The following is a 25407-nucleotide window of genomic DNA, read 5'->3' as shown; positions in this document are numbered from 1 at the left end:
GCGACGCCCTTCATCCGGCGCAGGCGGGTGCGTCGGAGCTCGTCGGCGGGGGAGAGGGCCATCAGATCCACGGGTCCAAGGATTCCACGGGGTTTCCGCCCGACAGCGCGTGGCGTCCCCGAGTCGTCCCGGTTTCGCCCCCTGCGTGCGCCAGGCCGACGCCCGGTGCGCCGGGATTCCACGCACGGGCATGGGTACCACGCACCGGACCGGCTGCGTCCGCAGAGCGGGGACCGACACGGGTTGTTCGGCCGGACGGCCTAGAGTGCGGGGCATGTCCGACACGACCCCGCGCCCGCCCGAAGCCGAGGGCGTTCCCGGCCAGGACGAGCCGACGCCTGTTCCGCCCGGTACCAGCTCCGAGATGGGCGACACCCCTGCCGAGCAGACACTCCCCGCCGGCCTCCCCGACTTCGCGCAGCCCGCCCCGGGCCAGGCGTCCGCACCGCCGTCCGAGCCGCAGGCTCCTCCAGTGTTCCCGCAGCCCGACCCCAGGAGCGCGTCGCAGCCGCCGTTCCCGCAGCCCCAGCCGGTGGATCCGTACGCCGAGCGCGCCGCGCAGAACCCCTATGCCCAGGATCCCCACGCCTCGAATCCCTACGCGCAGAACCCCTCTGCGCAGAACGCTCACGCGCAGAACTCCTACCCACAGAACTCCTACCCGCAGAGCTCCTACCCACAGGCCCCCCACGCCCAGACCCCCTACGCGGGCACGCCGCTGCAGGCGTCGCCCTACGGCGCGACCCCGCCGCCCGGGACGCCGTTCGGCGCCACCCCGTGGGCGCCCTACGGCATCGACCCGCGGACGGGCATCCCGTTCTCGGACAAGTCGAAGGTGACCGCGGGGTTGCTCCAGATCTTCCTCGGCAGCTTCGGCGTCGGCCGGTTCTACCTCGGGGACGCCGGCACGGCCGTCGCGCAGATCCTGGTCTCGTGGCTCACGTGCGGGGTGGGGGCGATCTGGCCGCTCATCGACGGCATCATCATGCTCACCGGCGATCCCGTCGATTCCGACGGCCGCCCGCTGCACCCGTGAGCACGATCGTCTTCGTCCACGCCCACCCGGACGACGAGGCGTCCCAGACCTCCGGCACCATGGCCCGGGCGGTCGCCGAGGGGCACCGCGTCGTCTGCGTCTACGCGACCGGCGGCGACCACGGCAGCCGTCCCGAGGAACTCCACGCCGACGCCTCGCTCGCCGACCACCGGCGGGCCGAGGCCGAGGCGTCCGCCCGCGCGACCGGCGTCCACCGCCTCGTCTGGCTGGGGTTCGCCGACTCGGGCATGACCGGCTGGGACACGAACACCGCCCCGGACGCCCTCTGGATGGCGGACGCCGCAGCCGTCGGCCACGACGTGGCCGCCATCCTGGACGAGGAGGACGCGGACGCGGTCGTGGGCTACGACTGGCACGGGGGCTACGGCCACCCGGACCACATCATGGTCCACCGCATCGCCCGCCACGCCGTCGAGTACGCCGCCCGCCGCCCGCGCCACCTCGAGGTCTCCCTCAACCGCGACCACCTGCGCCGGATCATGCGACTCGCCCTCGACCAGGGCATGCTCCCCGAAGGCCAGGAGGTCTGGGACGTCGACGCCCCCGCCGACGACGGCAACCCGATCGGTACGCCCGAGGCGGAGCTCGCCTGGTCGGTGGACGTGAGCGCCTACCTCGGCGTCAAGCGGCAGGCGCTCGCCGCCCACGCGTCCCAGACGGACGCCGCCGGTCTCCTCGCGCTCCCGGCCGAGGGTTTCGCCGCCATGTTCGGCCGCGAGTGTTACCTCGAGGCCGGCCGCGCCCCCGGCATGGTCGACGGTTGGCCCTTCGCCTGAACGCGCGGGGCGGGTCGATCAGGCGTCGGGCACGTTGCGCCGCAACTCGTCGACCCAGATGTCGGCGTTCGCGTCCGACGGCATCCGCCAGTCGCCGCGCGGGCTGAGCGACCCGCCGCGCACGACCTTCGGCCCGTTCGGCAGCGCCGAGCGCTTGAACTGCGCGAACCCGAAGAACCGCTTGCAGAACACCTCGAGCCACTTCTTGATCGTCGCCAGGTCGTAGGCGACCCGCTTGCCCTCGGGGAAACCACCCGGCCAGGCGCCGGCGGCGGCGTCCGACCAGGCGTGCCACGCGAGGAACGCGATCTTCGACGGCACCATGCCGTGCCGCAGGATGTGGAACAGGGTGAAGTCCTGCAGGTTGTAGGGGCCGATCGAGTCCTCGGTCGACTGCGGCTTCTCGCCCTCGCCGACCGGCACGAGTTCGGGCGAGATCTCGGTGTCGAGGATCGAGGCCAAGGTGGCGCCCGCGGCGTCCCCGAAGTGACCCGAACTGATGACCCACCGGATGAGGTGCTGCATGAGTGTCTTCGGGACGCCGCCGTTGACGTTGTAGTGGCTCATCTGGTCGCCCACGCCGTAGGTGCACCAGCCGAGGGCCAGCTCGGACAGGTCGCCGGTGCCCAGCACGATCCCGCCGCGCTGGTTGGCGATGCGGAACAGGTAGTCGGTGCGCATGCCGGCCTGCACGTTCTCGAAGGTGACGTCGTAGACGGGCTCGCCCTCGGCGAACGGGTGCCCCATCTCGGTGAGCATCGCCCGGCAGGCGGGGATGATGTCGAGCGTCTCGAAGCTGACCCCGAGCGCACGGGCGAGGTCGGTGGCGTTGCTCTTCGTGTGGTCGCTCGTTGCGAAGCCGGGCATCGTGAAGGCGAGGATGTCGGTGCGCGGGCGGTCCATGCGGTCCATGGCCTGGGCGGCGACCAGCAGGGCGTGGGTGGAGTCGAGACCGCCCGACACGCCGATGACCACCTTCGGCTGCCCGATGGAGCGCAGCCGCTGCTCCAGCCCCGAGACCTGGATGTTGTAGGCCTCGTAGCAGTCCTGCGCGAGCCGCTGCGGATCGGCGGGCACGAACGGGAACCGCGCGAGGGGACGCCTCAGGCCCAGGTCGCCCGTGGGCCGGCCCAGCTCGAACGTGACGGTGCGATACTCGGCCACCCGGTCGGCGTGCACGCGCCGGTTGTCGTCGAACGTGCCCTGCCGCAGACGCTCCTGCCGCAGCGTGCCCACGTCGATGTCGGCGATCGACGCGCGCGCCCCCTCGGGGAAGCGCTCCGATTCGGCGAGCAGGGTGCCGTTCTCGTAGATCATCGTCTGGCCGTCCCAGGCCAGGTCGGTCGACGACTCGCCCTCGCCGGCTGCGGCGTACACGTAGGCGGACAGATAGCGCGAGGACGCCGACGCGCACAGCAGGTGCCGATCGACCGCCTTCGCCACGGTGATGGGGGACCCCGACAGGTTCGCGATCACCGTGGCCCCCGCGAGCGCCGCCTCGGCAGCCGGGGGGATCGGCACCCACAGGTCCTCGCACACCTCCACCGCGAGCACCAGGTTCGGCACGTCGGACGCCTCGAACAGCAGGTCCGCGCCGAACGGCGCCTCCTGGCCGGCGACCGTGATGAAGCCGGTCACATCGTCGCCCGGGGCGATCTGGCGGCGCTCGTAGAACTCGCGATAGGTGGGCAGGTACACCTTCGGCGCGACCCCGAGCACCACGCCGCGGTGGATGACCACCGCGCAGTTGTGGATGCGATGCAGCGAGCGCAGCGGCGCCCCCACGACCAGGACGGGTGCGAGTTCCTTGGACGCCTCCACCAGGTCGGTCAGGGCGTCGGCGGCGGCGTCCAGCACCGTGTCCTGCAGGAGCAGATCCTCGATGGAGTAGCCGACCAGGCCGAGCTCGGGATACACCACGAGCGCCACGCCCTGCTCGCCGAACGCGCGCGCGCTGGCCACGACGGCGGCCACGTTGCGGCTCGGGTCCACCAGGCGGAGCGGGTGCGTGGCCGCGGCGACCCGGACGAAACCGTGGTCGTAGAGGTTCCGGAAGTCCATGCGGCCTAGCATCGCACGGTGTGTCGGCCGCAGCGGTCGGATCAGTCCTCGGGGAACTGCGGGTCGTAGCCGGTGCGCAGGCCCACGGGCTCGCCGGCCTCGTCGACCTCGTGGCTGGTGACGAGCATGCGCTTCAGCCACGGGTTCCCGAAGGTGGTGGCGAGGGCGCAGTCGACGGCGTCGCGGCCGCGCGAGATCGCGACGTGCCCCTTGCGGCGGGCGTCGTGGCGCGGGTCGAAGGTCCACCACCGGCCGCCGAGGTACACCTCGGTGAAGGCGTGGAAGTCCATCTCGGTCGGCAGCGGCGGCACATCCATGTCGGGCAGGTAACCCGACACGTAGCGTGCGGGCACGTTCATGGCCCGGCACAGCGCGATGAAGGTGTGGGCGAGGTCGCGGCAGATGCCGTAGCCGTTGTTGAAGGCGTCCACGGCGGTGTACCACGACATGGTCGAGCCGGTGCGGTACTGCACGCGCTCGTGCACGAACGACGAGATCTCCTGCACGCGCCGGTAGCCCGGCTCCTGGCTGCCGAAGAGCGTCCACGCGTCGCGGGCGAGCACGTCCGACTGGCAGTAGCGGCTCGGCCACAGGAAGGGCAGCACGTCGTCCGGCAACTCCTCGACCGGCACCTGGGGGGCGTCGACGTCGGCCTCGTCGAGGGCGTCGGGCACTTTGACGACCGCCGAGTACTTGTAGACCGACTCGCCCGCCGGGAGGATGAACCGCTTCCCGACGTTTCCGTAGAGGTCGGTGAAGTCGGTCATCTCGATCTCGGGCGAGGTGGTCCACGAGCTGCTGACCGTCTCGACCTCGTCGTGCTTGTGCTCGATCAACGCCAGGGTCGGCGTGGGCAGCTGGGCGACGTGGCGGAAGCTGGCGCCGATCGCGAGAGTGCGCGTGTTCATCTGGTCCTTTGCACGGGCTCGGGCTGAGGGGGCTGGGCGTCCATTGTGCGGCTTGAGGCCCGGGTCGCGCATCATGGGAGCATGACTGAGATGGTCCACGACGTGCCCACGGACGCCGGACCCGGCCGCTTGCACGTGGTTGCGGGTGCTGAGGTGCGGGTGCTGCTCGTCCTCGGCGGAGGCCATTCGGGGCAGATTGCCACCGTCGACCTGGACGCCGTCGCCGCCGCCCTGCCGGCCCGCGGCGTCGCGGTCGCCCGGTTCGAACTGCCATGGCGCGTGGCCGGGAAGAAGGTCGGGCCGCGGCCGCCGGCGTCCGATCCGCTGTGGACCGCCGGGGTGGACGCCGCCCGCGCGCTCCACCCCGGCGTGCCCTTGCTCACCGGGGGCCGCAGCGCCGGCGCCCGCATCGCCTGCCGCACCTGGACGTCAGACGTCGCCGCGGTCGTGGCCCTCTCCTTCCCGCTGCACCCCCCGGGCAAGCCCGACGCGTCCCGCATCGCCGAACTGACGCCCGTTGCCGCGCCCGTCCTGCTCGTCTCGGGGGCGCGCGACCCCTTCGGAACGCCCGAGGAGCTGAGGGCCGCGCTGGCCGCCTCCCATGCCGGATCGCGCCGGCTCGTGGTCGTTCCGGGCGCGACCCACGCGTTCCCGCGCGCCGCCGCGCCCGCCCTCGTGGAGGCGGTGGCAACCTTCGCCGGGTCGGTTGCCAGAAACTAGGGTCCCTGCGGGTTCTGCGGGATGATGGGGCCACACCCCTCGGCACCCCGGGAGTTCCCCGTGAAGAAGATCATCGCCTCCGCGCTGCTCCTGCTGACGCTCGCCGGGTGCGCGCTGACGCCCCACAAGGGCGTGGAAACGGCGTCGCCCGCGGTCCGGGACGAAACCATCGGCTCGAGCCCCACCCCTTCAGCCCCGTGGACGCCGACTCCTACCCCGACCCCCACGGTCAACACCGAGCTGGGCGTGCGCCGGTGGGTTGATCCCGAGACGCCCGCCCCGCTCCCGGAGTTGACCGCCGCCCAGCAGGAGAAGTTCGGCGCCTGTCTCGACACGACCATTCAGGTCTGGTCGAAGGGGGCGTGCGCCACCCTCGCCCAGGAAGAGCTGGCGAAGCTCGGCTTCCTCACCACCGATCCGACCGAGCGCATCAGCGTCAGCGCCGCCAACGCCATCCACCGGTACCAGCGGTCGCGCGACCTGAAGCCCACCGCTGTCGTCGACGTGACGACGTGGTACGCGCTGGCGTCCGGGCAGCCCGCCCGCTCGACCGAACTCCCCGCTGAGTGCCGCCTCGACGGGGTCGTGTTGTGCGTCGACCAGGGAACCCAGACGCTGCGCTGGATGCGGAACGGCCGCGTCGAGAACATCTTCGCGATCCGCACGGGCGGCTGGAACTTCGACCCCAAGGACCACGAGAAGTGGCGCCTGTACCCGACCGCCAACGGCCTGTTCCGCGTCTACGACAAGAGCGTGAGCCCGCCGTCGGAGAACTACGGCGACGGGGCGATGCCCTACAGCGTCATGTTCGACCCGAACATGTACGTGCACTACAGCGCCGACTTCCACCGCCGTGGCTACGCGCGGGCCAGCCACGGCTGCGTCAACGTGGGTGACCGCGACGATGCGCAGTGGATCTTCAGGAACACCCCCATCGACGCCCTCGTGTACGTCTACTGATCAGTCGTTGCGGCGCACGCGGGTCTGGAGGGCGCGCCGGCGCAGCGGACGTGTCGACTCCGCGGCCAAGAGACTGAGCGTGAGCGCCCCCGCCACCGTCGCCCCCAGCGTGACCAGGCTCGACACGCCGAGACCCAGGGTGTTCGGCAATTGGGAGACGATCGGCAGGGACGCCGCCACACCGAGCCCCAGCGAGAGCAGGAGCGTGAACAGCAGCGGCAGCGCCACCTGGTGGCGGCGGGCCGCGGCGTCCAGTTCGGGCGGGACGCCCATCTTGTCGAGAGCCACCAGCTCGTCGCCGCGGTCGACCACGTCGGAGCTCTGAGCGAGCGCGGTGGACGCCGCCCCGACGGCCAGCGCGATGCCGAGGGTGAGTATGGCGCCTGCACGGATGTCCTCCATGAGAACCCGACTGACCGCGTCCAAGTCGGCGAACGCGTCGTTCTCCAGCGGAATGGCGGCGAGCATGCCCACCACGAAACCGATCAGCGCCAGCGAGCTCACGTTGCGCCAGGCCGACTTGGGGTCGGCCACGATGCGCCGCATCGCGAGCAGGCGGGCGGGGGAGCCGGTCCGGACGCCCAGGCGCGCCACGAGCTGCAGCAACCACGGCGCGAACAGGTTCATCATGGCGATGCCGAACGCGAGCATGCCGGCGAACATGAGCCCCATCACCAGCCCACCCAACGGCAGGCGCAGGACGGCGCCCAGGCCAGCGATCGCCAGGACGCCGACGAGCAGGGCCACAACGCGCCAGGCGCGCAGCGCCGGGTTGGTGGCCAGGCGCGACACCCCCAACGGCGAGATGCGCACCCGGGCCAGGCCGAGCACGGTGGACGCCGCCGCGAGCAGCGCGATCACCCCGATCACGGCCAGCCAGAGCCACCACGGCATGAGCAGCTCGGCGGCCGCGATGGGCGTGTTCTGGAACGAGAGCAGGCCGAGAACGGGGACGGACGCCGCCCACGCCAGCAGGCCGACCACCACGCCGGCCGCGGCCTGGACGAGACCCTCCACGACGCTCATGCCGACCACCTCGCCGCTCGTCATGCCGACGAGCCGCAGGGACGCCAGCCGTCGCGAACGCCCTCGGGCGCCCAGCCGGGCGGCGGCACCGCCGAGCCCGAGGATCGGCAGCACCAGCAGGGCGCAAGCGATGGCGGCGAGAACCACATAGGTGGTCGGGAGGATGGTGCTCGCCTCCGGGTCGGTCAACCCCAACAGCCAGGCAGGGACGTGCTCCCGCCGCTGCACGAACATCCACGTGCCCGAGGCGACCACGAACGACAGCCATGCGGTGACCCCGTGGGCGAGGACCGCGAACACGTCGAGCGCGCCCGTCCCCCGCGGGTCGCGCAGGCGGGCGCCGGCCAGGCGCGCGGAGAGGGCGAGGGTGGCGCTCATCGGTGGTCCTCCTCACCGGACGCCGCGAGCAGCGTGTCCGCGTGGACGAGGGCGTCCCTGATTTCGACGAGGCGGCTGCACCAGCGGGCCACGGCGAGGTCGTGGGTGACGACGACGAGGGTCGCGCCTGCCATGCGGGCGGTCGTGGTGAGGATCTGCATCACCTCGTGGCCGGTCGTCTGGTCGAGGGCGCCGGTCGGCTCGTCGGCGAAGATGACCGCCGGATCGTGCACCAACGCCCGGGCGATCGCGACGCGTTGCGCCTGTCCACCCGACAGCTCTCCGGGCCGCCGGTTTCCCATGGTCTTGTCGAGGCCGAGCCGTTCGAGCCACCGGTCGGCGTGAGCGAGGGCGTCCGGGCGGGACATGCCAGCGAGCAGCAGCGGCAGGGCCACGTTCTCGCGTGCCGGCAGTTCGCCGACCAGCTGGCCATCTTGGAAGACGAACCCGAACCGTTCGCGGCGCAGGCGCGAGCGGGCGGCGTCCTTCAGGGTCGACACCGGCGTGGCACCGAGAACGACACGGCCGACGTCCGGGACGAGGATGCCCGACAGGCAGTGGAGCAGCGTCGACTTGCCCGAGCCGGAGGGGCCCATGACGGCGACCGACTGACCGGCAGGGATGGTGAGCGAGACGCCGCCGAGGGCGACGACCGGGCCGTAGCGCAACACGAGCCCCTCGGCGCGCAGCGTCTCGTCGGTGGCGGTCGCGCCGGGGACGGGTTGGGTGGCGGTGATGTTCATGCCTCCATTCGACCGCTCGGGCGATCGGCCGCCCAGGGTGCCAGCACCCGACCTGGGGTGGAGCTGGGTCCACCCCCGCTCAGGAGGACGGCGCCTCCTTCTCGGCCACGAGCCGCTGCGCCAGGGCGAACATCTTCGCTCCGTCCATGCGGCCGTAATCGGTCATGGGCATGACGGCAGCGGAATGCCCAGCCGGTCGGCCTCGGGACGGTACTTGTCGACGAGATAGGCGACCTGAGGACCCACGAGAATGACGTCGACGTCCGGATCGATCTCGGTGGCCTTGATGAACGCGGTGGCGCTGACCTCGGCGTCCACGCCCGCTGCCTTGGCGGCGTCCGTGATGCGGGAGACGAGCAGGCTGCTGCTGAACCCCCCGGCGCAGAACAACTGGATACGCACGGGGGTGAGCCTACGCTGACCGCCCTGAGCCTAAGGTGTCGTTCGTGAGCGACACGGTCCGGCCCCGCTGGTGGCTGGTGGCCGCCCAGGTCGGCTCGGTCGTGGCCGGCGGGGTGCTGTGGCTGCTGCTGAGCCTTCTCGTCGAGTCCCTCCTGGCGGTGTGGGCGCTGGTCGTGGGGGTCCTGGTGCTCGCCGCGATCAGCGTGCTGGAGGTGCTCAAGACGCGGGCGATCGCTCGGGCGGCGGTCGCGGCGTCCGGGGTGGAACTGCTGGCCGGCGAAGGGCACGCGGCGACCGTGCACCGGCTGACCGAGTCGCGGCGCGCCATCGTGGAGGCCTTCGAGATCGAGCGCGCCCGCGTCGAGCGCGATCTGCACGACGGCGCGCAGCAGTACCTCGTCGCCGCGTCGATGAAGGTCGGCGAGGCGGCGCTGCTGGTGGAGCAGGGCCGGCCCGCCGAAGCGTCCGGCCTCCTGGCTGCGGCCCAGGACGAGGTGGACGCCGCCCTGGCCGCCCTGCGCGAGACGGTGGCCGGGGTGCACTCGCGGCTGCTGGCCGAGCAGGGGCTCGAGGCGGCGCTGCGGGAACTGGTGGCGCGGCTCTCGGGTGCGGGGCGAGCGATCGACCTACGCGTGCCGCACGCTCTGACGGGGCTGCCGCCCGGAGTGGCGTCGGCGGCATGGTTCTTCACGGCCGAAGCGCTGACCAACGCGGCCAAGCACGCCCCCGGCTCGGCGGTGAGCGTCGTCATGGGCGCCGACAAGGACCTGCATGTGAGCGTCGTCGACGACGGGCCCGGCGGCGCCGCGATCGTGGGGGGACGCGGGCTGGCGGGCATGCGCGAGCGGTTGCGGGCGTTCGGCGGCGACCTGACCGTGACCAGCCCGCCCGGCGGGCCGACGACGGTGGCCGCCCGGCTGCCGCTGCTGCTGCGCAGCGGCGAACCGGGCGTGAGGGAGGAGGGCGCATGAGGCTGGTGGTTGCGGACGACTCGGCGTTGCTGCGCGAGGGGCTCGTCGGGCTGCTCGAGCGGCAGGGGCACACGGTCGTCGGTCAGGCGGCCAGCGCGACCGAACTGCTGGCGGTGGTGGGGCACGCCGCGGGGGCGGTGGATGTGGTGATCACCGACGTGCGGATGCCGCCCGATCTCACCGACGGCCTGCGGGCCGCTCTGCAGATCCGGGAGCGGTGGCCGGCGACGGGCATTCTCGTCGTGAGCCAGTACGTGGCCCCCGAGTACGCCCACCAGTTGTTCGGGCCACCCGGGCAGGCGGCGCCGGTGGGCGTCGGCGGTCTGGGCTACCTGCTCAAGGACCGGATCGCCCGGGTCGCCGACTTCATGCGCTCGTTGGCCATCGTGGCGGCGGGCGGGGTGGTCATCGATCCGGACGTGGCCGCCCGGCTGGTCCACCGGACGCCGTCCCGCCTCGCCGCGCTCACCCGGCGGGAGCGCGAAGTGCTCGAACTCATGGCGCGCGGGCTGTCGAACGCGCAGATCGGGGAGCGTCTGGTGTTGTCGCCGGGGGCGGTCAGCAAGCACGTCGCGAACGTGTTCACCAAGCTGGACCTCGGCCCGGACGAGGAGAATCGCCGGGTCCGGGCGGTCCTCGCGTTCCTGGCCGCGGGGGAGTAGGGCGGCAGGGCAAGGGACCGGCGGGGCGGCGTCCACGAAACACCGCCGGTTTGACCCTCGGTTGGGCGCTTGAGTATTCTTGACCTTCGGTGCCTGCGCGGGCGCGATCGCGTTCGCTGCCCCCGGCACCCATCGACAAGCTAATCGCTAAGAGAGTAGGTCAGGCGTGTACGCGATCGTGCGCAGCGGCGGACGCCAGCACAAGGTTGCCGTCGGCGATGTCCTCACCGTCGACAAGATCGACGCGGAGATCGGCAGCACCGTCAACCTCACCCCGCTGATGCTGGTCGACGGCGACGCCGTGACGACCGACGCAGCGAAGCTGGGCAAGGTGACGGTGACCGCCGAGGTGCTCGCGGAGCACAAGGGCCCGAAGATCCGCATCCTCAAGTACAAGAACAAGACCGGCTACAAGAAGCGCCAGGGCCACCGCCAGCGCTACAGCCGCGTCAAGGTCACCGGCATCGAGAGCTGAGGGAACTGACATGGCACACAAGAAGGGCGCATCCAGCTCGCGCAACGGGCGCGACTCCAACGCGCAGCGGCTCGGCGTCAAGCGCTTCGGCGGCGAGGTCGTCAACGCCGGCGAGATCATCGTCCGCCAGCGCGGCACCCACTTCCACCCCGGCGACAACGTCGGCCGAGGCGGCGACGACACCCTGTTCGCCCTCGCGGCGGGCACTGTCGAGTTCGGCACCCGTCGCGGCCGCAAGGTCGTGAACGTGGCGCTCGCCGACGCGGAGTGAACTGACACAGACTCCTGTGAGCAGGGGCGGTCCCGATGGGGCCGCCCCTGCTTTGTGTTGGGGCCGATCCTGATCTCACCGGGGTCGATGGCCATTAATCGCATCACTGTGGCGATTCAGGCGCATCGACCCCAGTGAAATCAGAATCTCGACGAACTCGGCCGCCCCCGCGTGACGGATTTCGCCACTCGAGGGCGAATGTGTTGGAGTGGACCCACGACTGAGGAAGGCGCTCGAGGCGGGGCGGGGCGCGATGGCCCGCTCGAGAGTGCCCTCGCCCAGACTCCCGGCCGCCGGGGCAACCGGGCTCGGGCGAAGGCGATCCGGCTGCTGCGCGACAACGCGTGGTCGGTGGCCGAATCGGTGGCCCACGAGGCGCTGCGCAAACGGGGCGTGGTGGGCTGGGTGGGCAACCTGGCCCTGCGCACGGACGACCCGACCGAACGGTTCGTGCTCGACGTCGCCTTCAGCGCATCCCGGGTGGGGTTCGAGATCGATGGCTTCGCCTACCACGGGTCGACGGAGCAGTGGCACGCCGGTATGGCGCGCATCCAGCGGCTGGCCGAGTTGGGGTGGCACGTCACGCGGGTCGAGGCCGCCTGAGTGCTGAACCACCCTGATGAGTTCGCCCGCTTCGTCGAGCGGGTGCTGCGTCAGCAGCGCCGCCGGATCTCTCGCCGACGCGCGGCCTAGAGTGGGCTCATGGGACGCCTCGACGCGTGGTTGTGGTCGGTGCGGGTCTACAAGACCCGCTCGCAGGCGACCGCGGCCATCCGGGGTGGCCACGTCCGCGTCGACAACCTCACCGCGAAGCCGGCCCAACTCGTCGTGGCGGGGCAGACGGTCCGGGTGCGGGGTGACGACCACACCGAACGGGTGCTGGAGGTGCTCGACCCGACCCTCGTCAAGCGCGTCGGGGCGCCCGTCGCCCAGCGCGCCTACCTGGACAAGACGCCCGCGCAGCCGCCCCCCATCGCGGCGATGGCGGGCAAGGTCGCCGTCCGCGACCGCGGCACCGGCCGGCCCACCAAGAAGCAGCGCCGCGAGCTGGACTCGTTCCGGGGTCGGTAGAATCGACCGGTCCCCACGCCGCCGAGTTGACCGGAGATCAGACCATGGCCATTCCCTCCTTCGTCGACCGCGCCACGCTGCGCGTCGCCGGCGGCAACGGCGGGCACGGCTGCGTGTCGGTCCACCGCGAGAAGTTCAAGCCGCTCGGCGGCCCCGACGGCGGCAATGGCGGCCAGGGCGGCTCGGTCATCCTGCGCGTCGACGAGGGACTCACCACGCTCGTCGACTACCACCGCCAGTCCCAGCGTCGCGCCACGAACGGCGCCCAGGGCGAGGGCGGTCACAAGGCCGGCGCCAACGGCGAGGACGTCGTGTTGGCCGTCCCCGACGGCACGGTCGTCTCGGACGCCGACACCGGCGAGGTGCTCGCCGACCTGATCGGCGACGGCGCCGAGGTCGTCGTCGCCGCCGGGGGACGCGGCGGGCTCGGCAACGCGGCGCTCGCGAGCTCGGCCCGCAAGGCGCCGGGCTTCGCCCTGCTCGGCGAGGAGGGCGAGGAGCGCACGATCACCCTGGAGCTGAAGGTCCTCGCCGACGTGGGGCTCGTCGGCTTCCCCAGCGCGGGCAAGTCCAGCCTCATCGCGGCCATCAGCCGCGCACGGCCCAAGATCGCCGACTACCCGTTCACCACCCTCGTGCCCAACCTCGGCGTCGTCGTCGCGGGCGACACGACGTTCACCGTCGCCGACGTGCCCGGACTGATCGAGGGGGCGTCCGAGGGGCGCGGGCTCGGTCACGACTTCCTGCGGCACATCGAGCGGTGTCAGGCGATCGTCCACGTCATCGACTGCGCCACCTACGAACCTGGCCGCGACCCGGTCAGCGACCTCGACGTCATCGAGGGCGAACTCGCCGCGCACGGCGGCCTGGAGGATCGGCCGCGCCTCTTGGCGCTGAACAAGATCGACATCCCGGACGCCGCCGAACTGGCCGATCTCGTCGCCGGCGATCTGGAGGCGCGCGGGTTGACGGTGTTCCGGATTTCGACCAAGTCGGGGGAGGGGCTGCAGGCACTCTCCTACGCGATGGCCGCGCTCGTCGCCGAGCGCCGGGCCGCCGAGCCCGAGCGCATCCCCGAGCGGATCGTGATCCGGCCCACCCCGGTGGCGGGCACCGGGCCCGAGTTCACTATCCGCCGCATGGGCGACGGCGAGGGCGGCTTTGTGTGGCGTGTGGAGGGCACCAAGCCCGAACGCTGGGTGAAGCAGACCGACTTCGCCAACCCCGAGGCCGTCGGCTACCTCGCCGACCGGTTCACCCGCCTCGGCATCGAGGACGAGTTGCTCTCCCAGGGTGCCCGCGAGGGCGACGCGGTCGCGATCGGCGCGGGCCAGAACCCGGTCGTGTTCGACTTCGCCCCCCAGATCGCCTCGGGTGCCGAGATCCTCGCCCGCCGCGGCGACGACGAGCGACTCCACACCGAGCGCGCGTCGGTGCGGCGGCGTCGCGAGCTCGACGCCGAGTACCACGCCGCGCGGGCGGCGTCCGAGGGCCTACCCCGCGACCCGAAGCGCAGCTGGCGCTGGGGCGAGGACGAGGACGACGCATGACCGGCGTCCTCCGCCACGACATCGCCACCGCCCGGCGGATCGTCGTCAAGATCGGCAGCAGTTCCATCACGGACGCCGCCGGTCACCTCGACGCCGCCCACATGAACGCCCTCGTGGACGCCATCGCCGCGGCGCGGGCGTCCGGAAAAGAGGTCGTCGTCGTGAGCTCGGGCGCCGTCGCGGCTGGCCTCGAACCGCTCGGGTTGACGCGGCGTCCGCGCGATCTGGCGAGCCAACAGGCGGCCGCGTCCGTGGGGCAAGGGCTGCTGCTGGCGCGGTACACGTCGCTGTTCGCCTCGCACGGTCTGCGGGTCGGCCAGGTGCTGCTGACGGTCGAGGACATAGCGCGCAAGGCGTCCTACGCCAACGCGCAACGGACGTTCACGCGGCTGCTCGAGCTGGGCGTGGTGCCCGTCGTCAACGAGAACGACACGGTGGCCACCAACGAACTGCGCTTCGGTGACAACGACCGCATGGCCGCCCTCGTGGCGCACGTGGTCGAGGCGGACGCGCTGTTCCTGTTGTCCGATGTCGACGCCCTCTACACCGACCACCCGGAGCGTCCCGGGGCGCGTCGGATCGTCGACGTGCCCGAGGTGGAAGACCTCATGGTCGACACCTCCCACGGCGGCGCGGCCGTGGGGACCGGCGGCATGACGACCAAGCTGGAGGCCGCCAAGATCGCCTCGCACGCGGGGGTGACCGTGGTGCTGGCTTCGGCGGACGCCGTCGCGCCCGCTCTCGCCGGCGAGCCGGTGGGCACGTACTTCCACCCGTCCGGACGCCGCCGGTCGCGGCGGCTGCTCTGGCTCGCCTACGCGTCGCAGGTGGCGGGGGAGGTGAGGCTGGACGCCGGCGCCGTGCGCGCGGTGGTGGAGCGGAACGCGTCGCTGTTGCCCGCCGGCGTGACGGGCTTTTCGGGGGACTTCCACGCGGGAGACCCGATCCGCATGGTCGACCCCGACGGCGGCCTCGTCGGGCACGGGTTGAGCAGCTACGACGCGGCAGACCTGCCCTCCATCATCGGCCGGTCCACGCGCGACCTGGTCGCCGAGCGCGGCGAGGGCTTCGACCGGGAACTGGTCCACCGCGACGCCCTGATCCTGCGCAAGAAGTTCCGGGGCTGACCATGCCGACGGCGCCGGTGCTGGTCGCGATGGCGGGGCTGCAGGGGGCCGGCAAGAGCACGGTGGCCGGCCTTCTCGCGGCTCGTCTGCGGGCGGTGCTGGTGTCGGTGGACCCGCTGGAGTCCGCGCTGGCTCGCGCTGGCATCGAGGCATCGTTCGAGCGAGGCCTGGCCGCCTATCTGGTGGCCGAGGAGGTGGCCCGGGCGAATCTCGCCCTGGACGCCCATGTCGTCGTCGACGCGGCCAACTACGTGCCCCAGGCGCGGGCGATGTGGACCCGCCTGGGGGAGACCGCGGCGGCCCGATGCGTGTTCGTGGACGTCGTCTGTTCCGACGAGGCGCTCCACCGGAGCAGGATCGAGGCGCGGCGACGTGGTCTGGCCGGATTCGACGAGGTCACGTGGGCGCAGGTGGAGCGGCGGCGCGCCGAGACGGCCCCGTGGGGGGACGAAGCCCGCCTCACCCTCGACACGGCGTCCGAGATCGATCTCGACGAGGTGGCGGCAGCCCTCGCGGGCGCCTGACGGACAACCGGCCCGTGGGCGCGGCCGTCCCGTGCCGCCGCACGCGCTTACCATGCAGTCCATGAGTTTCACCGACCAGGCGCGCGCCGCCAAGAACGCCTCCCGGCGACTCGCCACCGCCTCCCGGGCCGCCAAGGACGCCGCGCTGAACGCCATGGCCGAGGCGCTCCTCGCCGACCAGGACGCCGTCCTCGCCGCGAACGCCGCCGACATCGCCCGCGCCGAGCAGGCCGGGACGCCGGCGTCCCTGATCGACCGCCTCCGGCTCACGCCCGATCGCATCGCCGGCATGGCCGACGGGCTGCGGCAGTTGGCCGGGCTCGCCGACCCCGTGGGCGACGTCGTGCGCGGCTGGACCAACGCCAACGGCGTCCGGGTGCGGCAGGTGCGGGTGCCGTTCGGCGTGGTCGGGATCATCTACGAGGCGCGCCCCAACGTCACTGCTGACGCCGCCGGCATCTGCCTCAAGTCGGGCAACGCTGCGCTGCTGCGCGGGTCGAGCTCGGCCTTGGAGTCGAACCGGGCGATCATCGCGGCGCTGCGCCGAGGCGTCGAGTCGGCCGGGCTCCCGGCCGATGCGGTCCAGCTGGTCGAGGGCGGCCGCGAAGTCACCGCCGAGATGATGGCCGCCCGCGGGCTGGTCGACGTGCTCATCCCGCGCGGCGGGGCCGGGCTCATCAACGCGGTCGTCGAAGGATCGAAGGTGCCGGTCATCGAGACGGGCACCGGCAACTGCCACCTCTTCGTCGACGCCTCCGCCGACCACGACCAGGCGCTCGCCCTCCTCCTCAACGCGAAGACCCAGCGGCCCTCGGTGTGCAACGCGCTCGAAACCCTCCTCGTCCATGCGGACGCTGCCCCGACGTTCCTGCCGCGAGCGCTGGAGGCCTTGGCGGACGCCGGCGTCACGGTCCACGGCACGCCCGCGGTGGTGGCCTATTCGGACGCCGTCGTGCCGGCCACCGAGGACGAGTTCGACGCGGAGTACCTGAGCCTCGACCTGGCGTGTGCGATCGTTCCCGACCTGGATGCCGCCCTCGACCACATCCGTGCACACTCGACAGGTCACTCGGAGACCATCGTCACGGCCGACCTCGCCGCCGCCGAGCGCTTCGCCGCCGAGGTGGATGCGGCCGCCGTCCTGGTCAACGCCTCGAGCCGGTTCGTCGACGGCGGAGAGTTCGGCTTCGGTGCCGAGATCGGCATTTCCACGCAGAAGCTCCACGCGCGTGGCCCGATGGCGCTGCCGGAGATGACGTCCACGAAGTACCTCGTCACCGGGTCGGGTCAGACCCGTCCCTGACCGCCAAGACCCCCGGTTCGGCGGCCGGGCCGTACGGCGCGAACCGGCGGGGCTTTCGGCGCGGAAAGGTGGGGCTCCCGGCGCAACCGGTATGCTCCCGCGCATGACGCTGCTGGAGACTGCTGCCCATACGGCGAACTACGGGATGGCCATCACCGTCGGGGCCATCGCGTTCGCAACCCTCGCCGGCGTGGCGATGATCACGATGCTCTTCGGCTCGGGCCGACCGCACACCACCTCCAAGTGACATGAGCCCACGCCTCGCCCTCGGAGAGGGCCAGGAGACCTGGCGCCTCGGCGTCATGGGTGGCACGTTCGACCCGATCCACCACGGCCACCTGGTCGCGGCGTCCGAAGTGCAGACACGGTTCGACCTCGACGAGGTCGTGTTCGTCCCCACCGGCCAGCCGTGGCAGAAGGCCGGCAAGAAGGTCTCCGCCAAGGAGGACCGCTACCTGATGACCGTGATCGCGACGGCGTCCAACCCGCGGTTCTCGGTGAGCCGCGTCGACATCGAGCGTGCGGGCGACACGTACACCGTCGACACCCTGCGCGACCTGCGCGCCACGCGCGGACCCTCCACGGAGCTCTTCTTCATCACCGGCGCGGACGCCCTCAGCCAGATTCTCACGTGGCGCGGGCACGACGAGCTGTTCGACCTGGCCCACTTCGTAGGCGTCTCCCGGCCGGGCGTCGACCTGGAGCAGAAGGACATCTCCCACCTGCCCGCCGACAAGGTCACCCTGCTCGAGGTGCCCGCCATGGCGATCAGCTCGACGGCCTGCCGCGAGCGCGTGGCGGCGTCCGAGCCCATCTGGTACCTCGTACCGGACGGTATCGTGCAGTACATCACCAAGCGCGGCCTCTACCGCGAAACGTAGAACCACAAGGAGTTGCATGGCGGCGACCGAGAACGCCCTCGAGCTCACCCAGATCGCGGCGCAGGCGGCCGCCGACAAGCTGGCCACCGACCTCGTCGCCTTCGACGTGTCGGAGCGCCTCGCGATCACCGACGTCTTCCTGGTCGCGACGGCGTCCAACGAGCGGCAGGTCTCGGCGGTGGTCGATGCCGTCGACGAGGCGCTGCACCGGGTCGGCGTGAAATCGATCCGGCGCGAGGGCGACCGCGAGGCGCGCTGGGTGCTCATCGACTTCGGCGACCTCGTCGTGCACGTCCAGCACGCGGAGGAGCGCGAGCTCTACTCGCTGGAGCGCCTGTGGCGCGACTGCCCGGCGATCCCGGTCACGGTCGATGCCGCCTGAACCTGCCTCGAACGCGCCGCGCACCCGTTTGGTCCTCGTGCGGCACGGGCAGACGGACGCCAACGCCTCCGGCCGGTTCCAGGGCCAGCAGGACACGCCTCTCAACCGGGTCGGGCGCAAGCAGGCGGACGCGGTCGCCGGCCGCATCGCCGCGCTGAAGCCGGCCCATCTCCTCAGTTCGGACCTGGCCCGCGCGCGGGACACCGCCGCGGCCATCGCGGCGGCGACCGGGCTGAGCGTCGAAACGGACGCCAGGCTGCGGGAGATCGATGTGGGCCGTTGGCAGGGGCTGAGCGTCGCCGAGGTGGGCGCGGCGCACCCGTGGTTCGCGGAGAAACTGGCGGCGGGTGAGGACTTCCGCCGCTCGGAGACCGGCGAGACCGCAACCGAGGCGGGGGAGAGGATCGCGGGCGTGCTGGCCGAGGTGGTGCAGCGGCGTCCCGGCGAGACGATCGTGGTCGTGGGCCACGGGTTGGCGTTGCGCGTCGGCACGGCCCTCACCCTCGGGCTGGGTTTCGCCGGCTCGTACGCACTGTCGGGCCTGTGGAACTGTTCGTGGACGATCCTCGAGCACGCCGCCCGTTGGCGCCTGCTCACCTACAACGCCGTCGCGTCACCCCGCTCGGACTGACCGCCCGCGAACTTCAGCCCGATCACGGCGGCGACGATGCCGGCGAGCAGGGCGATGCGGAGGGGATCGGCAGGCTCGGCGCCCGTCCCCATCGCCCAGGCCACCGTGAGCGCCGCCCCGACCCCCGTCCAGACCGCGTAGGCGGTGCCGACGCCGATGGACTTCAGCGACCAGCCGAGCCCCGCCACGCTGAGCGTGAGGAAGAGCGCGAAGACGAGAGTCGGCAGTGGCCGGCTCAGCCCGTCGGACGCCCCCAGCGCGGTCGCCCACACGGCCTCACACAGCGCGCTGAGCAGCAGTACCACCCACGCCATGTCAGCTCACCACCTTGAGGCCGACCACACAGCCCACGAGCAGCACCAGCAGCAGCGTGCGGACGGCCGTCAGCCGCTCGACCCCGCGCACCGCCCCGGCGATCACCGTGAGCGTCGCCCCGATACCCACCCACACGGCGTAGGCGGTCCCTGTCGGGATCTCGCGCATGGCGTACGCCAGCCCCACCATGGACGCCGCCATCGCGGCAAGGAACACCACGGCCGGACGCCAGCGCCGCAGCCCCTGCGACGCCGACAGCGCGACGGCCCAGACGGCCTCCAGCGCGCCCGACAGGATCAGCACCAGCCATGCGAGTGACACCCCGGCGACGCTAGCACGCGGCGTCCGCGGGCCGGGCCGACCGGGGGCTCAGGACAGGCGACGCAGCGCGAAGGGCTGGCCCGGCGCCAGGACCTGGATGCGTTCGGGGTTGACAACCGTGTCCATCAGGTCGGCGGGGTTGCCGTTGAAGGGGGAGTACGCGGGGGCGTCCACACTGCCCCAGTGGTGCAGCAGCAACGGCACGTGCGGGTAGGCGTTGGCCATCTCGATCGCCCCGGCGAGGGTGAAGTGGAAGGAGGAGTCGGAGAAGTCGAAGAGCATGGCGTCGGGGGTGGGCATGGTGAGGTGGTGGTCGCGGATGAGCCGCGAGTCGCCCGGCGCCCACAACACGCCGTCGGGGGTCTCGAGCCAGAAGCCACAGCAGTCCTCGGGCGCGAAGGTGCGGCCGTACTTGCCGGGGAACTCGTTCTGCCAGGCGTGGTCGGCGGGCGTGAGCGTGACCCGCACGTCGCCGACGGTGAACGTGTCGCCGATGTCGTGGCCGTGGGCGGGCAGGCCCTCACCCTCCATGAGCGACGCCACGTAGCGGGTCGCGTGGTAGGCGTCCGTGACGTCCTTGATGCCCTGGCAGGTCCAGACGCTTAGTGGTCGGCATCGCTGTGGGTGGCGAGGTAGGCGTCCAGGTGGGGCACCTCGGCGGGTGCGATCGGGAAGTCGATCATGATCGGCATGTCGAAACCGCCGAGGAGCCCGTCGATCATGAGGGTTGTCCCGCGACTGTTCATGAGCCAGCCGGCCATGCCGAGCCAGCGGAGTTCGGTGCCGTCGAGGGGCTCGAAGGCCTCGGGGCCGAAGAATCGGGTCGCGGGGGCCTTCGCCTGGGCGGGTGTGGTGTCGGTGGTGGCTGCATCGCTCATGGGACCAGCGTTGCAGACGCCCCCGCCTGTTGGCAGACCCTGGTTGGGTCCCCCTCGCCCGGACGCCGCCGGCGTCCGCATGCCGGGCCGGGGGGGCGTCCGGAGTGGCCCCCGACGGCCTGGAGCGGGGATGCTCGTCGGCGTGCGCCGCTTCGTTCCGCTCGCCCCGCTGGGCCCACTCGCGCAGGTGCGCGCGGGTCGGCTCGGGCGCCGCCTCGCGCAGTTGGCGCTCGGGCTGGTCCTGTTCGGGGTCTCGACGGCGCTGCTCGTGCTCGGCGCGTTGGGGGCGATGCCGTGGGACGTGCTGCACCAAGGCATCGCGCTGCACGTGCCGCTGACGTTCGGGCAGGCGGTGATCGCGACCTCCGCGCTCGTCCTGCTGGCGTGGATCCCGCTGCGGCAGGCGCCGGGACTCGGGACGGTTGCGAACGCGGTGGTCGTCGGCCTCGCGGCGGACGCCACCCTGGCGGTGATGGCACGGCCGTCGGACCTGGCCGTTCGGGTGGCGTTCGTGGTCGGCGGCATCGTGCTCAACGGGGTCGCGTCAGGGCTCTACATCGGTGCCCAACTCGGTCCCGGCCCGCGCGACGGCCTGATGACCGGGCTCGCCCGGCGGACGGGCTGGTCGCTGCGCGCGGTCCGGACCGGGCTGGAGGTGTCGGTGGTGCTGCTCGGCTGGGCGCTCGGCGGCGTCCTCGGGGTGGCGACGATCGCGTATGCCCTGGCGGTGGGGCCGCTGGTCCAGTTCTGCCTGCCGTGGTTCACCGTGGCGTTGCCGGAGCCGACGGGCGAGCCGGCGGCGTCCTGACGCGTGCCGCTGTCAGGCGAGGAGCGCGGCGGCAGCGATCTCGACGGAGGTGGCGAACAGGGTCTCGCGCTCGGCCGCGGACATGTCGCGGCTCGCATCGAAGAGGTGGTCGGAGACGGTGAGGACCGTGAGGGCTTCGCCGCCTTCGGCGGCCGCGCAGGCGTAGAGGCCGGCTGACTCCATCTCCACGCCGAGCGTGCCCAGCTTGACGAGGCCCTGGGTGAGGTCGGGGCGGGCGAGGTAGAAGTGGTCGGAGCAGTAGACGGGTCCGGCATGGACGCCGCCCGTCCCCCGTGCGGCAGCGGCGTCCATGGCGCCCCGCAGCAACGGGTAGGACGCCGCCCACGACAGGCTCACGCCGGGCACCAGGAGGGTGGAGAGCGACGCGTTGGTGTGCGCGGCCGTGGCGACGATCGTGTCGCCGACGGCGACGGCGTCCGCCATGCCGCCGCAGGTGCCGACGCGGACGATCCGGCGGACGTCGTAGAAGCGGAACAGTTCGGTGGCGTAGATCGAGATCGACGGGATGCCCATGCCGGACGCCATGACGCTCATCGGGGTGCCGCGATACGTGCCCGTCCAGCAGCCGATGCCGCGCACGTCGGAGACGAGTTCGGCCCCGTCGAGGTGCTGCTCCGCGATGCGCGCCGCGCGCTTCGGGTCGCCGGGCATGAGGACGAGGGGAGCGATCTGGCCGGGCTCGGCGCTGATGTGCGGTGTGGTCACGGTCTTCCTTCGACAAGGTGTGCTGCGACCCAGCATTCTGCCATGTCGTGCGGCGAGGGGCGCGCCGCCACCCGACCGCACCGGAGCCACGTCGTCGGGTTCCGTTCACCCGTTCGTCGCGCAACCCACCGCGCGTCCGTCGCCCGCCGGTCATGTGGGGTTGCGTGAATCGAGTCATGGAGCCACCAGCCATCACGCCCGGGAGCCAGCGACGACGCGGCCGGGTCGCCGCTCCGGAACGGTCCGGAGCCGGTCGCGCGCGGCCGGACAGCCTGTCAATCGCCGTCGTCGGCCTGGGCTATGTGGGGACGGCACTCGCGGTGCTGTTGGCGGGGAGACACCGCGTCGCCGCCACCGACATCGACCCGCGGCGGGTGGCGGCGGTCAACGACCGCCGCAGCCCGGTTGCCGACCCCGACATCGACCTCGCCCTGCGCGCCGGGGCCACGCACCTGAGCGCCACGACGGACCCGGCGGGCGCCTGGGGGGACGCCGACGTCGTGTTCGTCGCGACCCCCACCGACTACGACCCGGGAACGGACGCGTTCGACACGACCAGCGTCGACGCCGTGGTGGCGGAGGTGGCGCAGAGGAACCCGTGCGCCGTGGTGGTGATCAAGTCGACCGTCCCGGTGGGGCACACGCGCCGGCTCCGGGCACGCCACCCCGGTTTGCGGCTGCTGTTCTCTCCCGAGTTCCTGCGCGAAGGGCGGGCCCTGCACGATTGCCTCCACCCGACCCGGGTGATCGTCTCGGATCCGGGGCCGGACGCCCAGCGCATCGCCGAGCTGCTCGTCGCGGCGTCGGCCGAGCCCGCCACCCCCATTCGGCTGATGGCCAGCGACGAGGCCGAGGCGACCAAGCTGTTCGCCAACACCTATCTGGCGCTCCGGGTGGCCTACTTCAACGAACTCGACACGTATGCCGCCAAACACGGGCTCGACGCCCGCTCGATCATCGACGGGGTCGGGTTGGACCCGCGGATCGGCGACCACTACAACAACCCCAGTTTCGGCTATGGCGGCTACTGCCTGCCCAAGGACACCCGCCAGTTGCTGGCGAACTACCGAGAGGTCCCACAGAACCTCATCGCCGCCATCGTCGAGTCCAACGAGACGCGCATGGACTTCGTCGCCCTCGACATCCGCCTGCGCGGCGCCGCCACCGTCGGCGTCCACCGGCTGGCCATGAAGGCGGGGTCGGACAACGCGCGCGGTTCGTCGGTGCTCGGCGTGCTGGCGCGACTGCGGGCCTCCGGAGCCCGGCTGGTGGTCTACGAACCCGAGGACGCCGGGCTCGTGCTCGACGGCGTGGAGGTCGTGTCCGACCTGGCCGAGTTCAAGGCGCGGGCCGACCTCATCGTGGCCAACCGCTGGTCCCCTGACCTCGCCGACGTGGCCGACCGCGTCTACACCCGCGACCTGTTCGGACGCGACTGATGGGGGAGTCCCTGCGGGTGGCTGTGGTGGCCGAGTCGTTCCTGCCCCACATGAACGGCGTGACGAACTCGGTCGTGCGGCTGCTCGCCCACCTGCGGGAGACCGGCCACGAGGCGCTCGTGTTGGCGCCGGCGATGCGGGGCGTGCCCGACGAGGTCGAGGGCTTCCGGGTGCTGGCTCTGCCGTCCATGCCCTTCCCTGGCTACGGGGGCGTCCGGATCTCGCTGACCCCCGATTTCGTCCTCCACCCGCACCTGGCCGCGTTCGCGCCCGACGTCGTGCATCTGGCCGGCCCGCTGGTCCTCGGCTGGGAGGCGCTGCAGGCGGCCGGCGCCCTGGGTGTCCCGTCCGTCGCGGTCTACCAGACGGAGGTCACGGCCTACGCCGCCCAGTACGGCTTTCCCCAGCTGGAGTCGCTGCTGTGGCGCCGCCTGCGCAACATCCACACGAAGGCGCAGCGCACGCTGGTCCCGTCGACCTTCTCGGCGAGCCTGCTGGCGCGCCACGGCGTGACGCGCCTGCATCGGTGGGGTCGCGGGGTCGACACCGTGCGGTTCTCGCCGGGCCACCGCAGCGATCTGTGGCGCAGGGCCGTGGCCGCGCGAGGCGAGACGATCGTCGGCTATGTCGGTCGCCTTGCCCCCGAGAAGCAGGTGGACGCCTTGGCAGCGGTCGGTGATCTTCCGGGGGTCCGGCTGGTCATCGCGGGGGATGGCCCGTTGGAGCCTGCGCTGCGCGACCTGTTGCCCTCAGCCCTCTTCCTCGGTCACCTTTCGGGAGGGCGGCTCGGGGAGGTGATGGCCAGCTTGGACATCTTCGTCCACACAGGCGAGTTCGAGACCTTCGGTCAGACCCTGCAGGAGGCGCACGCCAGCGGCGTCCCCGTGGTGGCGCCCCGGCGCGGCGGCCCCGTCGACCTGGTGGACCACGGAGTCGACGGACTGCTCTATGCGCCGGGCGACCGCGAGGACCTGCGCCGGTGCGTGGGGCGACTGCTGGCCTCTCCGGAGACGACGGCCGCCATGGGGGCGGCCGGGCGCGCCAAGGTCCGCGATCGCACCTGGACGACGGTCTGTGACGAGGTCGTGGACCACTATCGGGCCGTCATCGCGGAACGCGTGCTGGAGAGGGCAGGACGCGTGCGGCAGGAGATGCGGGCGTGAACAACGATCCGCGCGGCCCAGCGCAGAACCCCGACCTCGCTGCGTGGGTGACCGACGTCTGCCTCCCCATTGACGGGCGATGACATGGCCCGACCAACGAGCAAGGCAGATCTACTGGCTGCAGCTACGAAAGGCTTCACGAAGCTCAGCAACTTCGTTGACAACCTCCCAGTGAGTGCTCTCACAGCCGCGTTCGTCTTCGAGGATCGCGACCGCAGCGTTCGCGACGTGCTCTGGCACCTGCACAGATGGCACCGGATGCTCATCGAGTGGCACCGTATTGGGTGCCTGGAGGGAGGTGTTCCCGCAGTGCCAGGAGAGGGCTACACCTGGCGGACGCTTCCTGACCTCAACCAAAGAATCTGGGTGAGTGCGCAGACGGTGGCGCATCAGGACGCCAGGAGCGCACTCGAGACCTCCCACGCCGAAGTCATCGGACTGATCGAGAAGCACACCAACGAGGAAATCTTCTCTCGCGGGGCATATGCATGGACCAAGTCAACGACGCTCGGTGCCTACTTCGTCGGTGGGACGTCGAGCCACTACGACTGGGCGATGAAGAAGCTCCGCAGGCACCAGCGCACTTTCTCCGGCTGAACCTTGGCTGCTGGACGCCAAGGTCCTTGGAGGTAGGCGTCCACCAAGGCCCAGGCTGACCGCTGATCGGTCGCCACGCGCTGGACGACGCCGAGGTTGCCGTCGGCGTCCTGGGTCACGTCGTGTGCGAGTTCGAAGGCGTCGAGGTCCTCGACCGCGATGAAAAGCGTTCTGTCGACGCCTCCACGAACGGAGACGCTACCCACCGGGGGTGTGGAGGAGAGAACGCCCTTGTCGTGGGGACGCCAGAACAACGCCGATGTGGTGCATGTGCTGCGCGG

General features: G+C 71.8%; 33 protein-coding genes. 22 read left to right on the top strand and 11 right to left on the bottom strand.

Annotated features, from left to right (window positions below):
- Positions 1 to 274: 274 nt before the first annotated feature.
- On the top strand, positions 275 to 1036 hold the full coding sequence (locus tag Q1K57_RS09140; RefSeq protein WP_300081309.1) for an NINE protein: 762 nt from the start codon (positions 275 to 277) through the stop codon (positions 1034 to 1036).
- Complete coding sequence (locus tag Q1K57_RS09135) at positions 1033 to 1833, top strand: PIG-L family deacetylase (protein ID WP_300081306.1); 801 nt, start codon at positions 1033 to 1035, stop codon at positions 1831 to 1833. The genes Q1K57_RS09140 and Q1K57_RS09135 overlap by 4 nt, the downstream gene beginning before the upstream one ends.
- Positions 1834 to 1851: 18 nt before the next feature.
- Here the strand turns inward: Q1K57_RS09135 and Q1K57_RS09130 are convergent, their stop codons facing one another.
- Both Q1K57_RS09130 and Q1K57_RS09125 read right to left on the bottom strand, forming a co-directional pair.
- On the bottom strand, positions 1852 to 3906 hold the full coding sequence (locus Q1K57_RS09130) for an NAD(+) synthase (RefSeq protein WP_300081303.1): 2055 nt from the start codon (positions 3904 to 3906) through the stop codon (positions 1852 to 1854).
- A 29-nt stretch (positions 3907 to 3935) separates the two neighbouring features.
- Positions 3936 to 4802: a transglutaminase family protein gene (locus Q1K57_RS09125; protein ID WP_300081300.1), complete on the bottom strand. Its 867-nt coding sequence runs from the start codon at positions 4800 to 4802 to the stop codon at positions 3936 to 3938.
- Between the two features lie 81 nt (positions 4803 to 4883).
- Between Q1K57_RS09125 and Q1K57_RS09120 the strand changes: the two genes are divergently transcribed.
- Together Q1K57_RS09120 and Q1K57_RS09115 are read left to right on the top strand one after the other, a co-directional pair.
- Complete coding sequence (locus Q1K57_RS09120) at positions 4884 to 5522, top strand: alpha/beta family hydrolase (RefSeq protein WP_300081297.1); 639 nt, start codon at positions 4884 to 4886, stop codon at positions 5520 to 5522.
- A 60-nt stretch (positions 5523 to 5582) separates the two neighbouring features.
- Positions 5583 to 6482, top strand: coding sequence for a L,D-transpeptidase family protein (locus Q1K57_RS09115; RefSeq protein ID WP_300081294.1), 900 nt, complete (start codon positions 5583 to 5585; stop codon positions 6480 to 6482).
- Here the strand turns inward: Q1K57_RS09115 and Q1K57_RS09110 are convergent, their stop codons facing one another.
- The 3 genes from Q1K57_RS09110 to Q1K57_RS09100 form a co-directional block, all read right to left on the bottom strand.
- A complete protein-coding gene (locus Q1K57_RS09110; RefSeq protein ID WP_300081291.1) occupies positions 6483 to 7886 on the bottom strand; it encodes an FtsX-like permease family protein in 1404 nt (467 codons plus the stop codon).
- Entirely contained in the window at positions 7883 to 8629 is a 747-nt protein-coding gene (locus Q1K57_RS09105; protein ID WP_300081288.1) for an ABC transporter ATP-binding protein, read from the bottom strand. The genes Q1K57_RS09110 and Q1K57_RS09105 overlap by 4 nt, the downstream gene beginning before the upstream one ends.
- Positions 8630 to 8791: 162 nt before the next feature.
- Positions 8792 to 9031 (bottom strand): PTS sugar transporter subunit IIB, encoded by a 240-nt coding sequence (locus Q1K57_RS09100; RefSeq protein ID WP_300081285.1) that lies wholly within the window; start codon positions 9029 to 9031, stop codon positions 8792 to 8794.
- 44 nt (positions 9032 to 9075) lie between these two features.
- Here Q1K57_RS09100 and Q1K57_RS09095 point away from each other — a divergent pair, with 44 nt between their 5' ends.
- The 14 genes from Q1K57_RS09095 to Q1K57_RS09030 all read left to right on the top strand — a co-directional run bounded on the left by Q1K57_RS09095 (position 9076) and on the right by Q1K57_RS09030 (position 18879).
- On the top strand, positions 9076 to 10002 hold the full coding sequence (locus Q1K57_RS09095; protein ID WP_300081282.1) for a histidine kinase: 927 nt from the start codon (positions 9076 to 9078) through the stop codon (positions 10000 to 10002).
- On the top strand, positions 9999 to 10664 hold the full coding sequence (locus Q1K57_RS09090) for a response regulator transcription factor (protein WP_300081279.1): 666 nt from the start codon (positions 9999 to 10001) through the stop codon (positions 10662 to 10664). Before Q1K57_RS09095 ends, Q1K57_RS09090 begins: the two co-directional genes overlap by 4 nt.
- A gap of 166 nt (positions 10665 to 10830) precedes the next feature.
- Positions 10831 to 11139: a 50S ribosomal protein L21 gene (gene rplU, locus Q1K57_RS09085; protein WP_300081276.1), complete on the top strand. Its 309-nt coding sequence runs from the start codon at positions 10831 to 10833 to the stop codon at positions 11137 to 11139.
- Positions 11140 to 11149: 10 nt separating this feature from the next.
- Positions 11150 to 11410, top strand: coding sequence for a 50S ribosomal protein L27 (gene rpmA / locus Q1K57_RS09080; RefSeq protein ID WP_300081273.1), 261 nt, complete (start codon positions 11150 to 11152; stop codon positions 11408 to 11410).
- A 351-nt stretch (positions 11411 to 11761) separates the two neighbouring features.
- A complete protein-coding gene (locus Q1K57_RS09075; protein ID WP_300081271.1) occupies positions 11762 to 12013 on the top strand; it encodes a hypothetical protein in 252 nt (83 codons plus the stop codon).
- Positions 12014 to 12112: 99 nt separating this feature from the next.
- Positions 12113 to 12481: a S4 domain-containing protein gene (locus Q1K57_RS09070; RefSeq protein WP_300081268.1), complete on the top strand. Its 369-nt coding sequence runs from the start codon at positions 12113 to 12115 to the stop codon at positions 12479 to 12481.
- Between the two features lie 44 nt (positions 12482 to 12525).
- Positions 12526 to 14031 carry a GTPase ObgE gene (obgE, locus tag Q1K57_RS09065; RefSeq protein ID WP_300081265.1) on the top strand — a complete coding sequence of 502 codons (1506 nt, stop codon included), beginning with the start codon at positions 12526 to 12528 and terminating at the stop codon, positions 14029 to 14031.
- Entirely contained in the window at positions 14028 to 15158 is a 1131-nt protein-coding gene (gene proB, locus Q1K57_RS09060; protein WP_300081262.1) for a glutamate 5-kinase, read from the top strand. Before obgE ends, proB begins: the two co-directional genes overlap by 4 nt.
- A 2-nt stretch (positions 15159 to 15160) precedes the next feature.
- On the top strand, positions 15161 to 15682 hold the full coding sequence (locus Q1K57_RS09055; RefSeq protein ID WP_300081259.1) for an AAA family ATPase: 522 nt from the start codon (positions 15161 to 15163) through the stop codon (positions 15680 to 15682).
- A 61-nt stretch (positions 15683 to 15743) separates the two neighbouring features.
- Positions 15744 to 16985, top strand: a complete 1242-nt coding sequence (locus Q1K57_RS09050) for a glutamate-5-semialdehyde dehydrogenase (RefSeq protein WP_300081256.1) — start codon at positions 15744 to 15746, stop codon at positions 16983 to 16985.
- Between the two features lie 103 nt (positions 16986 to 17088).
- Positions 17089 to 17232, top strand: coding sequence for a hypothetical protein (locus tag Q1K57_RS09045; protein WP_300081253.1), 144 nt, complete (start codon positions 17089 to 17091; stop codon positions 17230 to 17232).
- A 1-nt stretch (position 17233) separates the two neighbouring features.
- The gene (gene nadD, locus Q1K57_RS09040) at positions 17234 to 17866 is read left to right on the top strand and encodes a nicotinate-nucleotide adenylyltransferase (protein WP_300081250.1); all 633 of its coding nucleotides are present in this window, start codon (positions 17234 to 17236) and stop codon (positions 17864 to 17866) included.
- Positions 17867 to 17882: 16 nt separating this feature from the next.
- On the top strand, positions 17883 to 18248 hold the full coding sequence (rsfS, locus tag Q1K57_RS09035; protein WP_300081246.1) for a ribosome silencing factor: 366 nt from the start codon (positions 17883 to 17885) through the stop codon (positions 18246 to 18248).
- A complete protein-coding gene (locus Q1K57_RS09030; RefSeq protein WP_300081243.1) occupies positions 18238 to 18879 on the top strand; it encodes a histidine phosphatase family protein in 642 nt (213 codons plus the stop codon). Before rsfS ends, Q1K57_RS09030 begins: the two co-directional genes overlap by 11 nt.
- Here the strand turns inward: Q1K57_RS09030 and Q1K57_RS09025 are convergent.
- Genes Q1K57_RS09025 through Q1K57_RS09010 form a run of 4 tightly spaced genes read right to left on the bottom strand, consistent with a single transcriptional unit; the run spans position 18846 to position 20393 of the window.
- Positions 18846 to 19193 carry a multidrug efflux SMR transporter gene (locus Q1K57_RS09025; RefSeq protein ID WP_300081240.1) on the bottom strand — a complete coding sequence of 116 codons (348 nt, stop codon included), beginning with the start codon at positions 19191 to 19193 and terminating at the stop codon, positions 18846 to 18848. The two genes, Q1K57_RS09030 and Q1K57_RS09025, sit on opposite strands and share 34 nt — an antisense overlap.
- Position 19194: 1 nt before the next feature.
- A complete protein-coding gene (locus Q1K57_RS09020; RefSeq protein WP_300081237.1) occupies positions 19195 to 19515 on the bottom strand; it encodes an SMR family transporter in 321 nt (106 codons plus the stop codon).
- Positions 19516 to 19563: 48 nt separating this feature from the next.
- Positions 19564 to 20058, bottom strand: coding sequence for an MBL fold metallo-hydrolase (locus tag Q1K57_RS09015; RefSeq protein ID WP_366525360.1), 495 nt, complete (start codon positions 20056 to 20058; stop codon positions 19564 to 19566).
- A gap of 59 nt (positions 20059 to 20117) precedes the next feature.
- On the bottom strand, positions 20118 to 20393 hold the full coding sequence (locus Q1K57_RS09010) for a hypothetical protein (RefSeq protein ID WP_300081318.1): 276 nt from the start codon (positions 20391 to 20393) through the stop codon (positions 20118 to 20120).
- 142 nt (positions 20394 to 20535) lie between these two features.
- Here Q1K57_RS09010 and Q1K57_RS09005 point away from each other — a divergent pair, with 142 nt between their 5' ends.
- On the top strand, positions 20536 to 21201 hold the full coding sequence (locus Q1K57_RS09005) for a hypothetical protein (RefSeq protein ID WP_300081234.1): 666 nt from the start codon (positions 20536 to 20538) through the stop codon (positions 21199 to 21201).
- 12 nt (positions 21202 to 21213) lie between these two features.
- Here the strand turns inward: Q1K57_RS09005 and Q1K57_RS09000 are convergent, their stop codons facing one another.
- Positions 21214 to 21927: a purine-nucleoside phosphorylase gene (locus tag Q1K57_RS09000; protein ID WP_300081231.1), complete on the bottom strand. Its 714-nt coding sequence runs from the start codon at positions 21925 to 21927 to the stop codon at positions 21214 to 21216.
- Positions 21928 to 22199: 272 nt separating this feature from the next.
- Here Q1K57_RS09000 and Q1K57_RS08995 point away from each other — a divergent pair, with 272 nt between their 5' ends.
- From Q1K57_RS08995 to Q1K57_RS08985, 3 genes are all read left to right on the top strand, one after another.
- Complete coding sequence (locus Q1K57_RS08995; protein ID WP_300081312.1) at positions 22200 to 23366, top strand: nucleotide sugar dehydrogenase; 1167 nt, start codon at positions 22200 to 22202, stop codon at positions 23364 to 23366.
- A complete protein-coding gene (locus Q1K57_RS08990) occupies positions 23366 to 24529 on the top strand; it encodes a glycosyltransferase family 1 protein (RefSeq protein ID WP_300081228.1) in 1164 nt (387 codons plus the stop codon). The genes Q1K57_RS08995 and Q1K57_RS08990 overlap by 1 nt, the downstream gene beginning before the upstream one ends.
- Before the next feature lie 84 nt (positions 24530 to 24613).
- Positions 24614 to 25126, top strand: a complete 513-nt coding sequence (locus tag Q1K57_RS08985) for a ClbS/DfsB family four-helix bundle protein (protein ID WP_300081225.1) — start codon at positions 24614 to 24616, stop codon at positions 25124 to 25126.
- On the opposite strand, the gene Q1K57_RS08980 is transcribed toward Q1K57_RS08985, so the two are convergent.
- On the bottom strand, positions 25072 to 25407 hold a 336-nt coding region (locus Q1K57_RS08980), incomplete at its 5' end, for a hypothetical protein (RefSeq protein ID WP_300081222.1). The two genes, Q1K57_RS08985 and Q1K57_RS08980, sit on opposite strands and share 55 nt — an antisense overlap.

The sequence above is a fragment of the Propioniciclava sp. genome (assembly GCF_029977985.1).
Classification (GTDB): domain Bacteria; phylum Actinomycetota; class Actinomycetes; order Propionibacteriales; family Propionibacteriaceae; genus Propioniciclava.
Note: the sequence above shows the minus strand (reverse complement) of the source record. Positions and strands in the feature narration are given on the sequence as shown.